The sequence below is a fragment of the Paenimyroides viscosum genome, assembly GCF_003858535.1.
GTDB lineage: Bacteria > Bacteroidota > Bacteroidia > Flavobacteriales > Flavobacteriaceae > Flavobacterium > Flavobacterium viscosum.
This window is the reverse complement of the sequence record NZ_RQTJ01000002.1, coordinates 137,717-154,250: the sequence shown is the minus strand read 5'-3', so window position 1 is coordinate 154,250 and position 16,534 is coordinate 137,717. Positions and strand designations below refer to the sequence as shown.

At 34.9% G+C, this 16,534-nt stretch carries 17 protein-coding genes and 3 tRNA genes; 2 read left to right on the top strand and 18 right to left on the bottom strand.

Going from position 1 to position 16,534, the window contains the following annotated elements:
* Positions 1–3: 3 nt before the first annotated feature.
* The 11 genes from EG242_RS01835 to pdxA form a co-directional block, all read right to left on the bottom strand.
* The gene (locus EG242_RS01835; protein ID WP_124898210.1) at positions 4–1,242 is read right to left on the bottom strand and encodes an NADH-quinone oxidoreductase subunit D; all 1,239 of its coding nucleotides are present in this window, start codon (positions 1,240–1,242) and stop codon (positions 4–6) included.
* Between the two features lie 10 nt (positions 1,243–1,252).
* Positions 1,253–1,774: an NADH-quinone oxidoreductase subunit C gene (locus EG242_RS01830; protein ID WP_124898209.1), complete on the bottom strand. Its 522-nt coding sequence runs from the start codon at positions 1,772–1,774 to the stop codon at positions 1,253–1,255.
* Position 1,775: 1 nt separating this feature from the next.
* Entirely contained in the window at positions 1,776–2,327 is a 552-nt protein-coding gene (locus EG242_RS01825; RefSeq protein ID WP_124898208.1) for an NADH-quinone oxidoreductase subunit B, read from the bottom strand.
* Between the two features lie 14 nt (positions 2,328–2,341).
* Complete coding sequence (locus EG242_RS01820) at positions 2,342–2,707, bottom strand: NADH-quinone oxidoreductase subunit A (RefSeq protein ID WP_124898207.1); 366 nt, start codon at positions 2,705–2,707, stop codon at positions 2,342–2,344.
* Positions 2,708–3,017: 310 nt separating this feature from the next.
* Positions 3,018–3,212 carry a cold-shock protein gene (locus EG242_RS01815; protein ID WP_091517786.1) on the bottom strand — a complete coding sequence of 65 codons (195 nt, stop codon included), beginning with the start codon at positions 3,210–3,212 and terminating at the stop codon, positions 3,018–3,020.
* A 263-nt stretch (positions 3,213–3,475) separates the two neighbouring features.
* Positions 3,476–4,828 (bottom strand): acetyl-CoA carboxylase biotin carboxylase subunit, encoded by a 1,353-nt coding sequence (accC, locus tag EG242_RS01810; protein WP_124898206.1) that lies wholly within the window; start codon positions 4,826–4,828, stop codon positions 3,476–3,478.
* A 92-nt stretch (positions 4,829–4,920) separates the two neighbouring features.
* Positions 4,921–5,415, bottom strand: coding sequence for an acetyl-CoA carboxylase biotin carboxyl carrier protein (accB, locus tag EG242_RS01805; RefSeq protein WP_124898205.1), 495 nt, complete (start codon positions 5,413–5,415; stop codon positions 4,921–4,923).
* A 35-nt stretch (positions 5,416–5,450) separates the two neighbouring features.
* Positions 5,451–6,449 (bottom strand): beta-ketoacyl-ACP synthase III, encoded by a 999-nt coding sequence (locus EG242_RS01800; protein ID WP_124898204.1) that lies wholly within the window; start codon positions 6,447–6,449, stop codon positions 5,451–5,453.
* A 163-nt stretch (positions 6,450–6,612) separates the two neighbouring features.
* The gene (rpmF, locus tag EG242_RS01795) at positions 6,613–6,807 is read right to left on the bottom strand and encodes a 50S ribosomal protein L32 (RefSeq protein WP_124898203.1); all 195 of its coding nucleotides are present in this window, start codon (positions 6,805–6,807) and stop codon (positions 6,613–6,615) included.
* A gap of 9 nt (positions 6,808–6,816) precedes the next feature.
* Positions 6,817–7,413: a YceD family protein gene (locus tag EG242_RS01790; RefSeq protein WP_162497619.1), complete on the bottom strand. Its 597-nt coding sequence runs from the start codon at positions 7,411–7,413 to the stop codon at positions 6,817–6,819.
* A 71-nt stretch (positions 7,414–7,484) separates the two neighbouring features.
* Positions 7,485–8,528 (bottom strand): 4-hydroxythreonine-4-phosphate dehydrogenase PdxA, encoded by a 1,044-nt coding sequence (gene pdxA / locus EG242_RS01785; protein WP_124898201.1) that lies wholly within the window; start codon positions 8,526–8,528, stop codon positions 7,485–7,487.
* A gap of 55 nt (positions 8,529–8,583) precedes the next feature.
* On the opposite strand from pdxA, the gene EG242_RS01780 reads away from it, so the two are divergent.
* Positions 8,584–9,177, top strand: coding sequence for a riboflavin synthase (locus tag EG242_RS01780; RefSeq protein ID WP_124898200.1), 594 nt, complete (start codon positions 8,584–8,586; stop codon positions 9,175–9,177).
* A 30-nt stretch (positions 9,178–9,207) separates the two neighbouring features.
* Here EG242_RS01780 and EG242_RS01775 read toward each other — a convergent pair whose 3' ends face one another.
* From EG242_RS01775 to EG242_RS01745, 7 genes are all read right to left on the bottom strand, one after another.
* A complete protein-coding gene (locus tag EG242_RS01775; RefSeq protein WP_124898199.1) occupies positions 9,208–9,852 on the bottom strand; it encodes a carbonic anhydrase in 645 nt (214 codons plus the stop codon).
* A gap of 132 nt (positions 9,853–9,984) precedes the next feature.
* Positions 9,985–10,620 carry a carbonic anhydrase family protein gene (locus EG242_RS01770; protein WP_124898198.1) on the bottom strand — a complete coding sequence of 212 codons (636 nt, stop codon included), beginning with the start codon at positions 10,618–10,620 and terminating at the stop codon, positions 9,985–9,987.
* A 19-nt stretch (positions 10,621–10,639) separates the two neighbouring features.
* Positions 10,640–12,229 (bottom strand): SulP family inorganic anion transporter, encoded by a 1,590-nt coding sequence (locus EG242_RS01765; RefSeq protein ID WP_124898197.1) that lies wholly within the window; start codon positions 12,227–12,229, stop codon positions 10,640–10,642.
* A 69-nt stretch (positions 12,230–12,298) separates the two neighbouring features.
* Positions 12,299–12,631 (bottom strand): hypothetical protein, encoded by a 333-nt coding sequence (locus EG242_RS01760; protein WP_124898196.1) that lies wholly within the window; start codon positions 12,629–12,631, stop codon positions 12,299–12,301.
* A 112-nt stretch (positions 12,632–12,743) separates the two neighbouring features.
* Positions 12,744–12,814 (bottom strand) — tRNA-Gln (locus EG242_RS01755).
* 28 nt (positions 12,815–12,842) lie between these two features.
* Positions 12,843–12,913 (bottom strand) — tRNA-Gln (locus EG242_RS01750).
* Between the two features lie 30 nt (positions 12,914–12,943).
* Positions 12,944–13,014 (bottom strand) — tRNA-Gln (locus EG242_RS01745).
* Positions 13,015–13,193: 179 nt separating this feature from the next.
* Here EG242_RS01745 and EG242_RS01740 point away from each other — a divergent pair.
* A complete protein-coding gene (locus tag EG242_RS01740) occupies positions 13,194–16,505 on the top strand; it encodes a DUF2723 domain-containing protein (protein WP_124898195.1) in 3,312 nt (1,103 codons plus the stop codon).
* Positions 16,506–16,534: the final 29 nt, after the last annotated feature.

The following is a 16,534-nucleotide window of genomic DNA, read 5'->3' as shown; positions in this document are numbered from 1 at the left end:
AAGTTAGCAATCTAATTCTCCTGCAATAACGTTCATACTCGATAAGGTAATAATGGCATCAGATAAACTGCGGCCTTTTACAATTTCGTTAAATGCTTGGTAATAAATAAAACATGGTCTGCGGAAATGTAAACGATAAGGCACGCGGCTACCGTTGGTGATTAAGTAGAAACCTAATTCACCGTTACCGCCTTCAACAGAATGATACACTTCGGTATTTGGAACAGGAATTTCACCCATAACAATTTTAAAGTGGTAAATTAATGCTTCCATATTGTTGTAAACTTCTTCTTTTGGAGGAAGATAATATTCGGGAACATCGGCATGATAACCACCTTCGGCCGGCATTTTTTCTAATGCCTGACGAATAATTTTCATACTTTCCCAAACTTCTGCATTACGAACACAAAAACGATCGTAACAATCACCGTTTTGACCAACAGGAATATCGAACTCAAAATCTTCATACGAACAATACGGACTTGCTACGCGAATATCGTAATCAACACCAGCAGCACGTAAGTTAGGACCTGTAAATCCGTAGCTCATTGCCAGTTCAGCATCAATCGCTCCAGCGCCAATGGTACGATCCATAAAGATTCTGTTTCTTGAAAGCATGTTTTCAAACTCTGTCCAAACGGCAGGGAATTCTGCTAAAAATTCATCGATTTTTCTCCAAGCAGCTTCGCTCCATTCACGTTCAAAACCACCAATTCTTCCCATGTTTGTCGTTAAACGAGCTCCACAAATTTCTTCGTAGATTTCGTAAATTTTCTCACGGTATTGCATCACGTATAAGAAACCAGTTAAAGCACCGGTATCAACACCCATAACCGAACTACAAATAATATGATCGGCAATACGAGCTAATTCCATAATAATTACACGCATGTATTGTACGCGTTTTGGAATTTCGATACCCAGCATTTTTTCAACCGTCATCCACCAACCTGTATTATTGATAGGAGAGGAGCAATAGTTTAAACGATCGGTTAATACGTTGATTTGATAAAAAGGTCGGTTTTCGGCAATTTTTTCAAATGCACGGTGAATGTATCCAACAGTACCTTCGCCATCGATAATTTTTTCTCCGTCCATTAATAAAATGTTTTGGAAAATACCGTGGGTTGCAGGGTGTGTGGGACCTAGATTTAATATAGATAATTCTACACCATCTTTTTCTTTTGTTGCCTTGATTTGTTTTTCAAATCGTTTTTCGGGCACTAATAATAAATCTGACATAGTATTCTTTTTAACAATTAGGACCTGTTCTACCAAAGAAACGGTCGTCTTTATCGGTTCTGCCTTGATCTTCTAAAGGAAATTCTTTTCTCAACGGAAACGATTCCATTTCATCCATATTTAAAATACGTTTTAACTGCGGATGGTTTTTAAAAGTAATTCCGTAAAAATCATAGGTTTCGCGTTCTTGCCAGTTTGCTCCGGCATATAGTGGAACAATACTTTCCACTTCAGGATTCGATGCCGGTAAGAATACCTTAACTCGAATTCTTACATTATCAAACCAATTGTGTAAGTGATATACTACACAAAACTGGCGATCTGTTTCGTAATCAGGGTAATGAACCCCGCAAACATCAGTTAAAAAATTGAAGTTCATTGAAGGATCTTCTTTTAAGAATTTAATCACCTCAAATGATGCGTCTTTCTTAACTTCAAATGCCAACATATCGTGTAGGATATGAAAGTTTTCCACCTTTGGTGTAAACTTCTGACTTAATGTTTGCTGAATGATTTCGTTTGTTAAGCTCATGTTATTTGATGTTGTATGAGTTTAATAAATCTTTATATTCATCGCTGCTTCTACGGCGAACCGATTCGTTTTTAACGATGTTTTGCAGTTCAATGATTCCGTCTAAAATTTGTTCAGGTCTTGGTGGGCATCCCGGTACATATACATCAACCGGAATTACTTTATCAATTCCTTGAAGAACCGAATAGGTGTCAAAAACACCACCTGTGCTTGCACACGCCCCAACAGCAATAACCCATTTAGGTTCTGCCATTTGTTCGTACACCTGACGTAAAATTGGAGCCATTTTTTTGGAGATGGTTCCCATTACCAAAAGCATATCTGCTTGGCGTGGCGAGAAACTCATACGTTCTGATCCAAATCGACCAATATCGTAAGTAGCTGCCATGGTTGCCATGTATTCAATACCGCAGCAAGAAGTAGCAAAAGGCAAAGGCCACATAGAATTGGCACGTGCCAAACCTACAACTTCACTTAATTTTGTTGCAAAAAAACCTTCGCCAGAAAAACCTTCGGGCGGAGCAACTTGTTTTATGTTTGATGGATTACTCATAATTAATTCTGCATTTATTCAAACTCTAATCCTTTTTTCTTGAACTCGTACAATAATCCTATAATTAATAGGAACATGAAAATGCCCATTTTGTATAAGCCTTCCCAGCCTAGTTCCATGAAGTTTACTGCCCACGGATACATGAAAATAACTTCTACATCGAACAAAACAAAAAGAATAGCCACTAAAAAGTAGCGAACGTTAAAAGGAACGCGAGCATTACCGAACGATTCGATACCACATTCAAAGTTTACATCTTTATTTTTCGATGCTTTTTTAGGTCCTAAAAATCCGGAAACGATAATGGTTACAAGAACAAAACCCGCTGCCAGACCAAGCTGCATAAGGATTGGAATTAAATCTAATTGATTTGATTGCATGTTATTTGTTGCATTAATTTTCAAATCTCAAATATAATTTTTTAAGTGCGTATAAAAAACCTAAATGTTTTGAATTGTGAGCGATTTTAGTAGTTCGGTGTAATTTATAATCATTTTAAATAAAAATTCTGCTTGAATCTAAATTTTAATTAAAATGGTTTATTGGTAAACAATAATTGTTTTTAAAGAATAGGTCACCCTTTATATAAAAAAGTTTAATAGCAAAAATTAAAGTTTATAAACAAAAAAACACCTGCGCTTTGCAGGTGTTTTTACTTGGAATTAAATATATGTTGTTAACTAACGTATATTATAAAACAACAACGTCAGTTGCGATTTTCCCTTTTTTTCCATCAGATTCAACGTAGTTAACTACATCTCCATCTTTTAATTCTCTTGACTTAAGTCCAGAGATGTGAACAAAAATGTCTTGACCTGTTGTTTCGTCTGTAATAAATCCAAATCCTTTTGATTCATTGAAGAACTTTACTGTACCTGTTCTCATTGTAATAATAATAAAATAAATTAATAATGGTCAAAGATAAACTTTTTATTCTGTTTTCAAAGTTTTTGCAGTTTAATTTTATAAAAAATTACATTTCTTTGAATAAAAAGAATTAGTAAGGATTTTACTGCTGATGTTTAATCTTCAAATTAGTCCAGCAATTCTTTTAGATATCCTAAATATCTACCATAAAACTTTATTAATGATTTGATTTTCTATAACATCAATAAAAAAGTCGAGCTTAAAAAACTCGACTTTATCAATTATTCCTCTACAGGTTTTTGTATTTTAAATGTTTCCATAAACGCTGTTGTGTAGTTTCCGGCAACATAATCCGGATTATCCATTAACTGGCGGTGGAAAGGAATTGTAGTTTTAATACCTTCAATAACAAACTCGTCTAAAGCGCGTTTCATTTTACTGATAGCTTCTTCGCGTGTTTGTGCTGTTGTAATTAACTTGGCAATCATTGAATCGTAATTTGGTGGAATAGTGTAACCCGAATAAACGTGTGTGTCTAAACGTACTCCATGACCACCTGGTGCGTGCAAGGTAGTAATTTTACCTGGCGACGGGCGAAAATCGTTAAATGGATCTTCAGCATTAATACGGCATTCAATTGAGTGTAATTCTGGTAAATAGTTTTTACCCGAAATTGGCACTCCTGCAGCAACCAAGATTTGCTCACGAATTAAATCGTAATCAATAACTTGCTCTGTAATAGGGTGTTCTACCTGAATACGCGTGTTCATTTCCATAAAATAGAAATTACGGTCTTTATCAACTAAAAACTCAATAGTTCCCGCACCTTCGTATTTAATATATTCGGCAGCTTTAACAGCAGCTTCACCCATTTTTAAACGCAATTCATCTGTCATGAAAGGAGAAGGCGTTTCTTCTGTTAATTTCTGGTGACGACGTTGAATAGAACAATCGCGTTCTGATAAATGACAAGCTTTTCCGTAAGAATCACCTACAACTTGGATTTCGATATGGCGTGGATCAACAATCAGTTTTTCCATGTACATACCGTCGTTTCCGAATGATGCAGCAGCTTCTTGGCGTGCGCTTTCCCAAGCTTTCTCTAGTTCATCTTCTTTCCAGATTTCGCGCATACCTTTACCACCACCACCTGCAGTTGCTTTCATCATAACCGGATATCCGATTTCTTTGGCAACTTTACCTGCATGTTCTAAAGATTCCAATAATCCGTCTGAACCTGGTACACATGGTACACCCGCAGCTTTCATGGTTTCTTTAGCGGTAGCTTTATCTCCCATTTTATCGATCATGTCTGGCGATGCGCCTATGAATTTAATGCCGTGTTTTTGGCATAATTCAGAAAATTTTGCGTTTTCAGACAAGAAACCGTATCCAGGGTGAATAGCATCGGCATTTGTGATTTCTGCAGCTGCTATAATGTTCTGCATTTTTAAGTACGATTGCGCACTTGGTGCCGGCCCAATACAAACTGCTTCGTCTGCAAAGCGAACGTGTAAACTGTCTGCGTCGGCAGTAGAATAAACGGCAACGGTTTTAATACCCATTTCTCTACAAGTTCTTATAACTCGTAAAGCAATTTCACCGCGATTTGCAATTAATATTTTTTTAAACATCTTTTTAATTTGAAAATTAAACAATTTGAAAATCTGAAAATTTTTGAGGTGCGCCAATCTTTTTCAGATCAACACCTCTTCAAATGATCAAATTAAGATGGATCTACTAAAAATAATGGTTGATCAAATTCTACCGGAGAAGAATCGTCTACTAAAACCTTAACGATTTTTCCTGATACTTCAGATTCAATTTCGTTGAATAATTTCATTGCTTCAATTACACATAAAACATCACCTGTTTTAATTGTTGCGCCAACTTCTACAAACGCAGGTTTGTCTGGTGATGGTTTGCGGTAGAATGTTCCAATAATTGGAGATTTTACCGTAATGTATTTTGCATCGTCATTTGCATCGTCATTTGCAACAGCTGGTGCGGCTGGTGCTTCTGTAGCTTGTGCAACCGGTGCTGCAGCTTGTACTTGTGGCATTGAAACCGGTATATGTTGAACGTAGTTTCCGTTTTCTACAGTAGCGTTTTCTGAAGTTGTTTTAATGGTGATTTTAATATCATCCATTTCTAATTTTACTTCAGTAGCTCCAGATTTTGCTACAAATTTGATTAAATTTTGAATTTCTCTGATATCCATATCAAGCTAAATTTATTGTTCGTTTATGTTAATTCTTAATTGTTTGTGTATGCCCATTTTAGGTAAATTGCCCCCCATGTAAATCCGCCGCCAAAAGAAGCTAAGATTAAATTATCGCCTTTTTTTAGTTGATTTTCAAAGTCGGCTAAAAGTAAAGGTAGGGTTGCCGATGTGGTGTTACCGTATTTGTGAATGTTAACCATAACTTTATCTTCTGATAAATCCATACGGTTTGCAGTAGCGTCAATGATGCGTTTGTTTGCTTGGTGTGGAACTAACCAGTTAATATCGTCGTGCGTTAAATTATTACGTTTCATAATTTGTTCACTAACGTCTGCCATACCAGAAACTGCGTATTTAAAAACGGTTTTGCCATCTTGATGTACAAAATGTTGTTTGTTTTTAACGGTTTCTTCTGAAGAGGGAAGGATGGATCCGCCTGCTTCAATTTTAAGAAACTCACGACCCACACCATCGCTTTTTAAAATTTCGTCTTGAAAGCCTAAACCTTCTGTATTTGCTTCGATTAGTACTGCACCGGCACCATCGCCAAAAATAATGCAAGTAGCACGATCGGTATAATCAATGATAGAAGACATTTTGTCTGCACCTATTAATAATACTTTTTTGTATCTGCCTGATTCTATGTATGAAGTTGCGGTAGACAAGCCGTATAAAAAGCTAGAGCATGCCGCTTGCAAGTCATAAGAAAAAGCATTGGTAGCGCCAATTTGCGTAGCTACAAATACACCTGTTGATGCCACTGGCATATCGGGTGTAGTGGTTGCCATTAAAACTAGATCAATTTCTTTTGGGTCTAAACCTTTTTTAGCAATTAGATCTTCTGCGGCTTTTATAGCCATGAAAGAAGTGCCTTTGTCTTTATCTTTTAAGATTCGGCGCTCTTTGATACCTGTACGAGAGGTAATCCATTCGTCATTTGTATCAACCATTGTTTCTAATACTTGATTAGACAACACAAAATCTGGTACGTATTTACCAACCGCTGTAATGGCTGCTGAAATTTTTGTCATAAGGGACTACTTTATGTTCAAAAAGTTGAAAAAGTGGTGAAAATTACAAAAAAAATAGCAAATAGCAGCTTTTTTTATTGAAAAAGCAGTTTTGCTGTTTGTTTGAATTTACGCTAAACTAAAAAACTCTCGCATTGCGAGAGCTTTTTTTATTCTTTTAGAATTAAGCTACAGCTTCTGTTTTGTCTACTAAAACTTGTCCTCTGTAATATAATTTTCCTTCATGCCAGTGTGCTCTGTGCATTAAGTGTGCCTCACCAGTTACTGCGCAAGTTCCGATTGTTGGAGCTACAGCTTTGTAATGAGTTCTTCTTTTATCTCTTCTTGTTTTCGAGGTTTTTCTTTTAGGATGTGCCATCTTACAGTATTATTTATCCGTTAATAGTTGTTTTAATTTGTCCCAACGTGGGTCTGTATCTTTATTATTGTCCGAATTTTCTTCGGTTTCATTATTATTTTCTTCGTCGTTATCAGCATCGTCTTCGTTTATCATCTCCAAGTCATCACTGTCTAGAAAATCTAACTCATCGCCTGATTCTTCCTCTTCATAATCTGCTGCTATATCGGGATGTATCCTTTTGTAGGGAACCGATAAGGCAATCATTTCATAAATGTACTGCATTACATTGAGTTGAAATTCTCCTTGCGGCAAAATTAATAAATCCTCGCTATCATTATTAAATTCTTCGCCAAATTTTACTAACAAATTTAAATTTCCTTCAATAGGTAAATCAAAATCTTCGTTAGTTACATCGCAGGGTACATTTATTGTGCCTTTGTGAGAAAACTGCAATTCTAACATGGTGGTTTTTTTTAGCATTGTAATGTTAACCTGTATGTTAGTGCTGTTGAATTCACTGTAATTAAACATATCAAAAAAATCATTTTCGATATGATATTCAAATTGATGTTCCCCTAACTTTAATCCGGTGAACTGGATTAAAAAATCTTTTTCATTTACCATAACCATCTATTTGAGCGTGCAAAGATATAAAAATTATTTAATTACAAATAGTTATCACTATTTTTTTGTTGTTAAACATTTGAAACCTTTAAAGGGTTCGCTGTGCTTTGCAAATACTCGTTTTTATTGTTGTAAATATCTATTGCTGCGTAAACCGCGTTTTTAAATGAGGTAAAATCGGCAGTGCCTTTACCTGCAATGTCGTAAGCGGTGCCGTGATCCGGCGATGTACGAATTTTATCTAGCCCAGCGGTATAGTTCACGCCATTGCCAAAACTTAAGGTTTTAAACGGAATTAACCCTTGATCGTGATAACAGGCTACAACGGCATCGAAATTTTTGAATTGTTCTGATCCAAAAAAAGCATCGGCAGAATAAGGTCCGTAAATAATTATGTTCTCATTGAACAATTCTTTTACTGTATTGTTTATAAAATTTAATTCTTCGTTGCCAATAATTCCGTTGTCGCCACTGTGTGGGTTTAATCCCAACAAGGCAATGCGTGGTTTGATTACATTAAAATCCTGAATAAGCGATTTGTTTATTGTGCGTACTTTTTGTTTGATTAAATCTGGTGTTAAACTTTTTGATACTTGCTGTAATGGAACGTGATCTGTAACCAAACCAACCTTAATATCTTCGCTAATCATAAACATTAACGCATTTCCGTCTAACTCTTTATCTAAATAATCGGTGTGTCCGGGAAACTGAAATTCGTCGGACTGAATATTGTATTTGTTTATTGGTGCGGTAACCAAAGCGTCGATCTCGTTGTTTTTTAAAGCTTGGGTTGCAGCCACGAACGATTTTATTGCATACTGCCCAACAGTGTCGTTTAACGTACCAAAATCTAAATTAACACCTTCTTTCCAAAGGTTTAAAACATTGAATTTGCCTTTTTGAATCTGATCTAAAGAATCTATTCCGTGTATGTTGGTTGTACAGTTAATTATCTTTTTTATAAACGATAACAACTTGGCATTTCCAAAAACCACTGGTGTGCATAATTCCATCATTCGCTGATCTTCAAAAGTTTTTAAAATAACCTCTGGACCAACGCCATTCATGTCACCTATTGAAATACCTAATATAATATTTTCACCTTTTTTAAACATGCGTTGCGCTAATTATTGCTAATTTTGTTACAAATTTAGTAAAATTATTCTACTTATGTTTACTGGTATTGTTGAAACTCTTGGAGTTATACGAAAAATAGAGCACGATCAAACAAACGTGCACCTTTTTATAGAAAGTTCGTTTACCGCAATGTTAAAGATCGATCAAAGTGTGGCGCACAACGGCGTATGTTTAACGGTGGTTGAAATTAATGACGATTTGTACAAAGTTACAGCCATAAAAGAAACCATTGATGTTACTACCATTGGCTTATGGAAGGTGGGCGATATTGTAAACTTAGAACGCGGAATGCCTTTGAACGATCGGTTAGACGGACATATTGTGCAAGGGCATGTTGATGAAACGGCTGTTATTACAAAAGTTGATGAAGTTGGCGGAAGCACGTATTTTAGTTTTGAATACAGTACAAAATCAAAACATGTAACTATTGATAAAGGATCGATTACGGTTGACGGAACGAGTTTAACGGTTGTAAATTCGGGAATTAATACTTTTAGCGTAGCGATAATTCCGTATACATTAGAGCATACACTTTTTAAAACCTATAAAGTTGGAACCGAAGTAAATCTTGAATTTGATGTGATAGGGAAATATGTAACCAAGTTAATGCAGGTGCATTTAAAATAAAACGAATCCAGCTTAATGCTGGATTTTGTTTTATTTGTAAGCAAATACTTTACCTAAACTTTCGTTGCTTGTAAATGTACAGTTTTGGTTGATTAATTCGCCCGAACCAATATTAATAACCATGCCGTGAACCGCTAATGGTTGATCGTTTTTCCATGCATTTTGAACAATAGAGGTAGTACATAAATTAAAAACTTGCTCTTCTACATTTAATTCAACCAAGCGGTTGGTTTTTTCTTCTTGGTCTTGAATATTGTCAATTTCTTTAGCGTGTAAGCGGTAAACGTCTTTAATATGGCATAGCCAGTTGTCTATAATTCCAAACTGATTTCGGCTTAACGATGCAGCCACACCACCACAACCGTAATGCCCTGCAACTATGATGTGTTTAACTTTTAAAACATTTACGGCATAATCTAGTACCGAAAGCATGTTCATGTCTGAATGTACACAAACGTTTGCAATGTTTCTATGAACAAAAACTTCGCCTGGTTTTGTGCCTGTAATCTCATTTGCAGGAACGCGACTATCCGCGCAACCAATCCATAAAATTTCCGGATTTTGACCTTTCGCTAGTTGTTGAAATCTTTGAGAGGTGTCGTTTTTTACAAACTCCATCCATTCTTTATTTCCGTCAATAATTTTATTGAAGCTTAGTTCTAACTCGCTGCACATAGCTATATGTTTATAATTATTTTTCAAAATTACAATAATCTTTGTAGGTTTAATTTATATTATATTAAAAAAAATCGGCAAGAGTTATTTTGCCGATTTTTTTGTTTGAATACAATTTTGATATTGTTTTTTTTATAAGAAATTAACGACACCAGTTTCAACATCATAGTTGGCGCCAATGATTTTAATTTTTCCTTCTTGTTCCATTTTGCTTAAAGTAGAACTTTCTTTTCTTATGTGTTCAATAGAATTTAAAACGTTTTCATGGTTTAAGCGTTCTAATAAATCACTGTTTTTAGAAGATCGTTCTTCGTCATCTTTAATGATATTTTTAATGATCGGATCAAAATGACCAACTAAATGATTTAGGTTGTCCATTCCAAGACCTTCAATAGCTGCTGCGTCTAAGCCGCCTTTTAAAGCACCGCATTTCGTATGTCCTAATACCACAACTAGTTTAGAGCCCGCTACATTGCAACCAAATTCCATAGATCCTAAAATATCTTGGTTTACAAAGTTTCCGGCAATTCTAACACTAAAAATATCACCTAAACCTTGATCAAAAATTAATTCTGCAGATGTGCGGCTATCTATACAGCTTAATACAACCGCAAAAGGCCATTGCCCAGCGCGTGTGTCGTTTACTTGAGCTAATAAATCACGATTTGCTTTAAGGTTTTTTACAAATCTTTGATTTCCTTCTTTTAATATTTCTAATGCTTTTTCTGGAGTTATTGTAGCTTGTGTTTCTGATGTATGTGCTTTCATATTATTTTTAAATTAAATTTTACATTGCTCTACGGTGGGTTATAATAATGTGTGATTCCTCATCTTCTTCATAATCTCTGTACGAAGTTTTAAAACCAATGAGTTCCACGTTAATGTTTTCTTCTTTTGCGCGTACATTGGCAAAATCTTGGATCAATTCTAAAACATCTGTTGTGATATATGATGTTGTTTTAGCATCAATTGTAACTTTAGATCCAGGTTTCACATTTTTTAGTGTTTTTTTAATGGCGGCTTTGTTAAGGAACGAAACTTCTTCGGCAAGTTTTATGGTAAAATCGTCGGTTTCATTTAACTGTTCTTTACTTAAGTAGTATGCACGTTTCATGTTTCCTTGTAAAATATAGAAAACAGAAATTGCTAAACCAATACCTACACCTTTTAATAGATCGGTAAAAACAACAGCTAAAACAGTTGCTACAAACGGTATGAATTGGTATTTACCATTGTGCCAAAAATGTTTAAAAGTAGCAGGTTTAGCTAATTTGTATCCTACTAAAAGTAATACAGCAGCTAGGGTTGCTAATGGAATTAAGTTTAAAATAAACGGAATAGACAATACACAAACCAATAATAAAACGCCATGTATAATTGCCGATGATTTTGATGTTGCACCTGCATTTGCATTTGCAGAACTACGAACTACAACCGATGTCATTGGTAAACCACCAATTAAAGAACTAAATAAATTACCAATTCCTTGGGCTTTTAATTCTAAGTTAGTGTCGGTAATTCTACGTTTTTTATCTAATCGGTCCGAAGCTTCAATACAAAGCAGTGTTTCAATTGATGCTACAATGGCAATAGTTGCGCCTACAATCCAAACTTGTGGATTGGTAAAGCCGCTTAAGCTTGGTAAAGTGATAAGGTTTTTAAAATCTTCTGCACTTGTAGGTACAGGAAGTGTAACTAAATGATTAATGTTTATAGCAAGAGAACTTCCGGTAGCAATAAATAATTGGTTAAGTAAAATACCAGCAATTACGGCTACTAATGCACCCGGTAGCATTTTTAGTTTTCTTAAAGCAGGAACCTTCTCCCATGTTAATAAAATAGCGATTGAAACAACTGTTACCAAAACAGCGCCTGGATGTATCGCTTCAAAAACCTCGTTAAAGTAGTTTAGGTTAATGCCGTTTTCAAATAAAGTTTCACTACTAATGTTATCAGTGTCAAAACCTAATGCGTGTGGAATTTGTTTTAAAACAATGATAATACCAATACCAGCAAGCATTCCTTCAATGACATTGTTAGGGAAGTAGTTAGATATGCTTCCTGCACGGATAAATCCTAAGACCAACTGTAAAATTCCGGCAATTAATCCGGCACATAAAAAAAGTTCAAACGCGCCCAACTCGGTAATGGCGGTTAAAACTATTGCTGTTAAGCCAGCTGCTGGTCCAGATACAGAAATATTGGAATTGCTTAACGTACCAACCACAATTCCGCCAATAACACCTGCAATAATTCCAGATAATGGTGGTGCACCCGATGCTAAAGCAATACCCAAACATAACGGTAGCGCAACTAAAAACACTACCAAACCAGACGCAAAGTTATGAGACAACTCTGCCTTAATATTTTTTTTCATAAAATAATCTATAATTAATAAACGTGTGAATGCGAGCGATTTAAAAAAAAACGCTGCAAGTACTAATAATTATAGAAGTTGTTCGGGAGGCGGTAGGGGAATTTTAAAAACCAGATCGTCTTTAATTGTGTGCTTTAAAGAGTTGAGGTTACGGTTTGCTAAATTTTTTTTAGAAGATGAATATTTTAAATGGTTTGAAAAATGATATTGAACTTCATTTTCTTCCTCTTCGTTTATATTGTTATTATTTGTTTTTGATTTTGTTTTAGTGTGTGTTTCTTCTTCTTCGTTTAAAATTAAAGTATGTGTTTCTACATCTTTATTCAACGCATAAGTTATTGTAGGTGCAAAAAGAAAGCACACAAATAAAATTAAAGTCGATATGTTGAATATCTTTAACATTTAGGTCGCAAATTTAATTTAAACTTTTTTAAAATGGTTTAAACAAGGTGTAAAATAAATGTTAAAAAGCTTAAGTTTAAAGCAAAAAAAACATTCCCGAAAGAATGTTTTGTTGGTCCACAAGGACTCGAACCTTGAATGACTGCACCAAAAACAGTAGTGTTACCATTACACCATGGACCAATTGGTTTGTTTTTTAATAAGCTTTTTGTTGGTCCACAAGGACTCGAACCTTGAATGACTGCACCAAAAACAGTAGTGTTACCATTACACCATGGACCAATATTAGCTTATTTTGTTTAGTTTTATTTGTTGGTCCACAAGGACTCGAACCTTGAATGACTGCACCAAAAACAGTAGTGTTACCATTACACCATGGACCAATAAAACTTGCAAAGAATTAAACACAATTGCTTAAATATTGCGAGTGCAAATGTAGTATAAAAAAGTAATATCGCAAGAATTTCATGTGATAATTTTAAAAAAAATATAAAAAAGTATATTGGTACAAAGAAAATACTTTCTTTGTAGTTCTTACATAAAAAGATCAAAAATAGCTATTATGTTGACAATCAATTTTAAAAAGTGGAATACCATCACCGGATGGCTTGCATTTTTAATTGCACTTACAGTTTATACTTTAACCTTAGAACCTACCGTTAGTTTTTGGGATGCAGGTGAATACATTGCTACATCGGCAAAGTTAGAAGTAGGTCACCCACCAGGAGCGCCACTTTTTCAAATGTTGGGTGCGTTTGCAGCTATGTTTGCTACATCGCCCGATAAAATTGCGGCAATGGTAAACTGGGTTTCAGCACTATCAAGCGCTTTTGCTGTGTTGTTCATGTTTTGGTCGGCTACCAATATTTTAATGAAAGTTGTTAAAATAGGAACCGAAAAACTATCAAACCGTACTGTAATCGCCGTTTTAGGAAGCTGTTTAATTGGTGCGTTAACTTTTACTTTTTCTGATACTTTTTGGTTCAGCGCTGTAGAAACCGAAGTTTATGCAATGGCAACTTTTATGTTGGCTTTATTGCTGTGGCTTGGTTTACGCTGGATTGATGCGATTGATGAACCGCGCGGAAACAAATGGTTGTTATTGATAGCCTTAGTTGTAGGTATGTCTTTCGGGGTGCATTTTATGGCACTTTTGGCAATTCCGTCTATTGGTTATTTGTATTATTTTAAAAAATATCCAAAAGTTACCGTTAAAAATTTCATTATTGCTAACGTATTTGTAGTCGGTGTGTTGTTAATCGTTTTTGGATTTCTAATGCCGTACACTATGATTTTCTTCGGGAAATCAGAAATTTTCTTTGTCAATTCAGTTGGCTTACCGTTTAATTCAGGAACCATTATTGCTTTTGTATTGCTGGTTTCTTTCTTTGTTTTCGGATTAAAATACACGCGCGAAAAACAAAAATATTTTGCCAATACACTAATTCTTTCGCTATTATTTATTTTTATTGGTTTTTCTTGTTGGTTAATGTTGCCAATTCGTGCAAATACCCAAATTCCAATCAACGAAAACAAACCGTCTGATGCTGCCGAATTGTTAGACTATTACAACCGCGAACAATATGGATCTAGATCGTTGTTTTATGATACATTTTTCACGGTAAAATACAACCCGATTTTAGATCCTTTAGAACCTTATAAAGATGGTAAGGTTAATTATGAACGAGATTATTTTTCAGGAAAATACAGCATTATTGATGACGGAAAAAATGCTGAAAACAATTATTCCAAAAAATTAAAAGGTTTTTTGCCAAGAATGTGGAGTACAGATGGTTCGCATCCTGTAAATTATATGGAGTATACAAAGCCAGTAGATTTTAAACTTAACCCTGAATATGCTACTGACCCTGACATAGTAGAAATGGCAAATCAGTTAAAGGCAGGTGTGCGAACAGGGCAAATTTCGTTGAGAGAATACAATTATTATCTATCGGAAATGAGAGGTGAAATTGAAATTGTAAATCCAAGTTTTGCTGATAATGTAAAGTTTATGTTCAATTATCAGTTCGGATACATGTACACTCGTTATCTACTATGGAATTTTGCAGGTCGCCAAAACGATATTCAGGGAAATAACGATAATATGGAAGGTAATTGGATTTCGGGCATCAAGTTTTTAGACGAAATTCGATTGGGATCGCAAGAAAATTTAACCAGCGATATGTTGAATAATAAAGGGCGAAATGTTTATTACATGTTACCGTTTATTTTAGGTTTGGTTGGTTTCGTGTTTCATTATCGAAAAGATCCAAAAACGTTTTACGTGTTATTAGCATTGTTCTTATTTACAAGTTTTGCATTAAAAATATTCTTAAACGAACGTCCGTTCGAGCCTCGCGAGCGCGATTATGCAGTAGTTGGTTCGTTTATGGTTTTTGCTATGTGGGTTGGTTACGGTGTGTATGCAATTTATGAATTTGTATCGAGCAAATTAAGTTCAAAAATTGCCTTGCCATTGGTTTTAGGCGTGACGTTTTTAGCATCGCCAGTGTTAATGGCAAAAGAGAATTGGGACGATCACGATCGTTCCGAAAAATATACGGCGTTAGCAGTAGGTCGATCGTATTTAGATTCGTTAGAAAAAAATGCAATTATTTTTACAATTGCCGATGATTCGTTCCCACTTTGGTATCTTCAAGAAGTAGAAGGTTATAGAACCGATGTACGCGTTGTTTGTACCACGTTGTTAGATGCCGAATGGTATGTAGATCAAATGAAAGTAAAGACTTATGAATCTGAAGCATTGAAGATTCGTTTTGATCACAAACAATATACAGGCAATAAGTTAACAGGTGCAATTGTAACATCTTCAATAAACGAGCGTTTTGAATTGGATACCATTATGAATTTTATTGCGAGTGATCGTCCAGAAACGAAAATCGAAATAAATAATCAAACTAAAGTTGTTCGAATTCCAACAAATAAATTCAGTTTGCCAGTCGATAAAGAAAAAGTCTTAAAAAATGGAACGGTATCTCAAAAATTTGCAAATGATGTTGTGCCCGAAATACCAATCGATGTTAAAACCAATCAACTATCAAGAAAGCATATTATAATGTATGATATTATTGCAAGTAACAATTGGGAGCGTCCCATATATTTTTCTGTAGGAGATTTTAGCGATGAAACCTTTTTATGGATGAAAGATTATTTGCAACTAAATGGCTTGGTTTATAAATTAGTTCCAGTAAAGGCTGAGGTAAAAACCAATGGTAATCCTTATGATATTGGAACTATTGATACCGATAAAATGTATAAAATTGTAACGAATTGGTATTGGGGTAACTTTGGTAGTTCAACTATTTATCATGATCCACAAACACGAACCGAATCGCGATTATATCTTATGAATTTAGAACGCTTGGCAAGACAGTTGATAGAAGAACGCCAAATGCAAAAGGCAGAAAAGATAATAGATTTGGCAATGGAGAACTTTCCTATAGAATATTACATTCCGTATAATAACATGATAAAATACGTTTTTACCGAACCTTATGCAGATTTATATTACAAAGTTGGCAATAATAAAAAAGCAGCTGAAATGGCTACCAAATTATACACAAAAGCCGAAGAAGACTTAAGGTTCTATAAAGGAATGAAGCTAAACGAACAGCAAGATTATGTATCAAATATTATTTTTGCGTTTGAAACAGCATATCGTATCATAGATAATTGTGAATTGCATAAAGACACCGCAACTGTAGCTGCATTAAACAAGCGTATTGCGCCGTATGAAAAGTATTTTCAACGTTATTTAAATGCTTATGAACAGCAAAAACAACGGCAGTTAGAATATGAAAGACAAATGAAACAGCAAGAACAACAAATTTTGCAAGATTCTGTTTTAGAATAAAGGTTTTGTAATTACATTTTAGCTTTAAA

Excerpts from the sequence above, each read along its gene's own strand:
- pdxA (WP_124898201.1), bottom strand. The coding sequence starts at position 8,528 with ATGTTTAAAAAAGGTGAAAATATTATATTAGGTATTTCAATAGGTGAC.
- EG242_RS01770 (WP_124898198.1), bottom strand. The coding sequence starts at position 10,620 with ATGAAAGCACATACATCAGAAACACAAGCTACAATAACTCCAGAAAAA.
- rpmF (WP_124898203.1), bottom strand. The coding sequence starts at position 6,807 with ATGGCACATCCTAAAAGAAAAACCTCGAAAACAAGAAGAGATAAAAGA.
- EG242_RS01830 (WP_124898209.1), bottom strand. The coding sequence starts at position 1,774 with ATGAGCTTAACAAACGAAATCATTCAGCAAACATTAAGTCAGAAGTTT.
- EG242_RS01775 (WP_124898199.1), bottom strand. The coding sequence starts at position 9,852 with ATGTGCAGCGAGTTAGAACTAAGCTTCAATAAAATTATTGACGGAAAT.
- EG242_RS01835 (WP_124898210.1), bottom strand. The coding sequence starts at position 1,242 with ATGTCAGATTTATTATTAGTGCCCGAAAAACGATTTGAAAAACAAATC.
- EG242_RS01800 (WP_124898204.1), bottom strand. The coding sequence starts at position 6,449 with ATGACAAAAATTTCAGCAGCCATTACAGCGGTTGGTAAATACGTACCA.
- EG242_RS01760 (WP_124898196.1), bottom strand. The coding sequence starts at position 12,631 with ATGTTAAAGATATTCAACATATCGACTTTAATTTTATTTGTGTGCTTT.
- EG242_RS01790 (WP_162497619.1), bottom strand. The coding sequence starts at position 7,413 with ATGGTAAATGAAAAAGATTTTTTAATCCAGTTCACCGGATTAAAGTTA.
- EG242_RS01815 (WP_091517786.1), bottom strand. The coding sequence starts at position 3,212 with ATGAGAACAGGTACAGTAAAGTTCTTCAATGAATCAAAAGGATTTGGA.
- EG242_RS01740 (WP_124898195.1), top strand. The coding sequence starts at position 13,194 with ATGTTGACAATCAATTTTAAAAAGTGGAATACCATCACCGGATGGCTT.
- accC (WP_124898206.1), bottom strand. The coding sequence starts at position 4,828 with ATGTTTAAAAAAATATTAATTGCAAATCGCGGTGAAATTGCTTTACGA.
- accB (WP_124898205.1), bottom strand. The coding sequence starts at position 5,415 with ATGGATATCAGAGAAATTCAAAATTTAATCAAATTTGTAGCAAAATCT.
- EG242_RS01825 (WP_124898208.1), bottom strand. The coding sequence starts at position 2,327 with ATGAGTAATCCATCAAACATAAAACAAGTTGCTCCGCCCGAAGGTTTT.
- EG242_RS01820 (WP_124898207.1), bottom strand. The coding sequence starts at position 2,707 with ATGCAATCAAATCAATTAGATTTAATTCCAATCCTTATGCAGCTTGGT.
- EG242_RS01780 (WP_124898200.1), top strand. The coding sequence starts at position 8,584 with ATGTTTACTGGTATTGTTGAAACTCTTGGAGTTATACGAAAAATAGAG.
- EG242_RS01765 (WP_124898197.1), bottom strand. The coding sequence starts at position 12,229 with ATGAAAAAAAATATTAAGGCAGAGTTGTCTCATAACTTTGCGTCTGGT.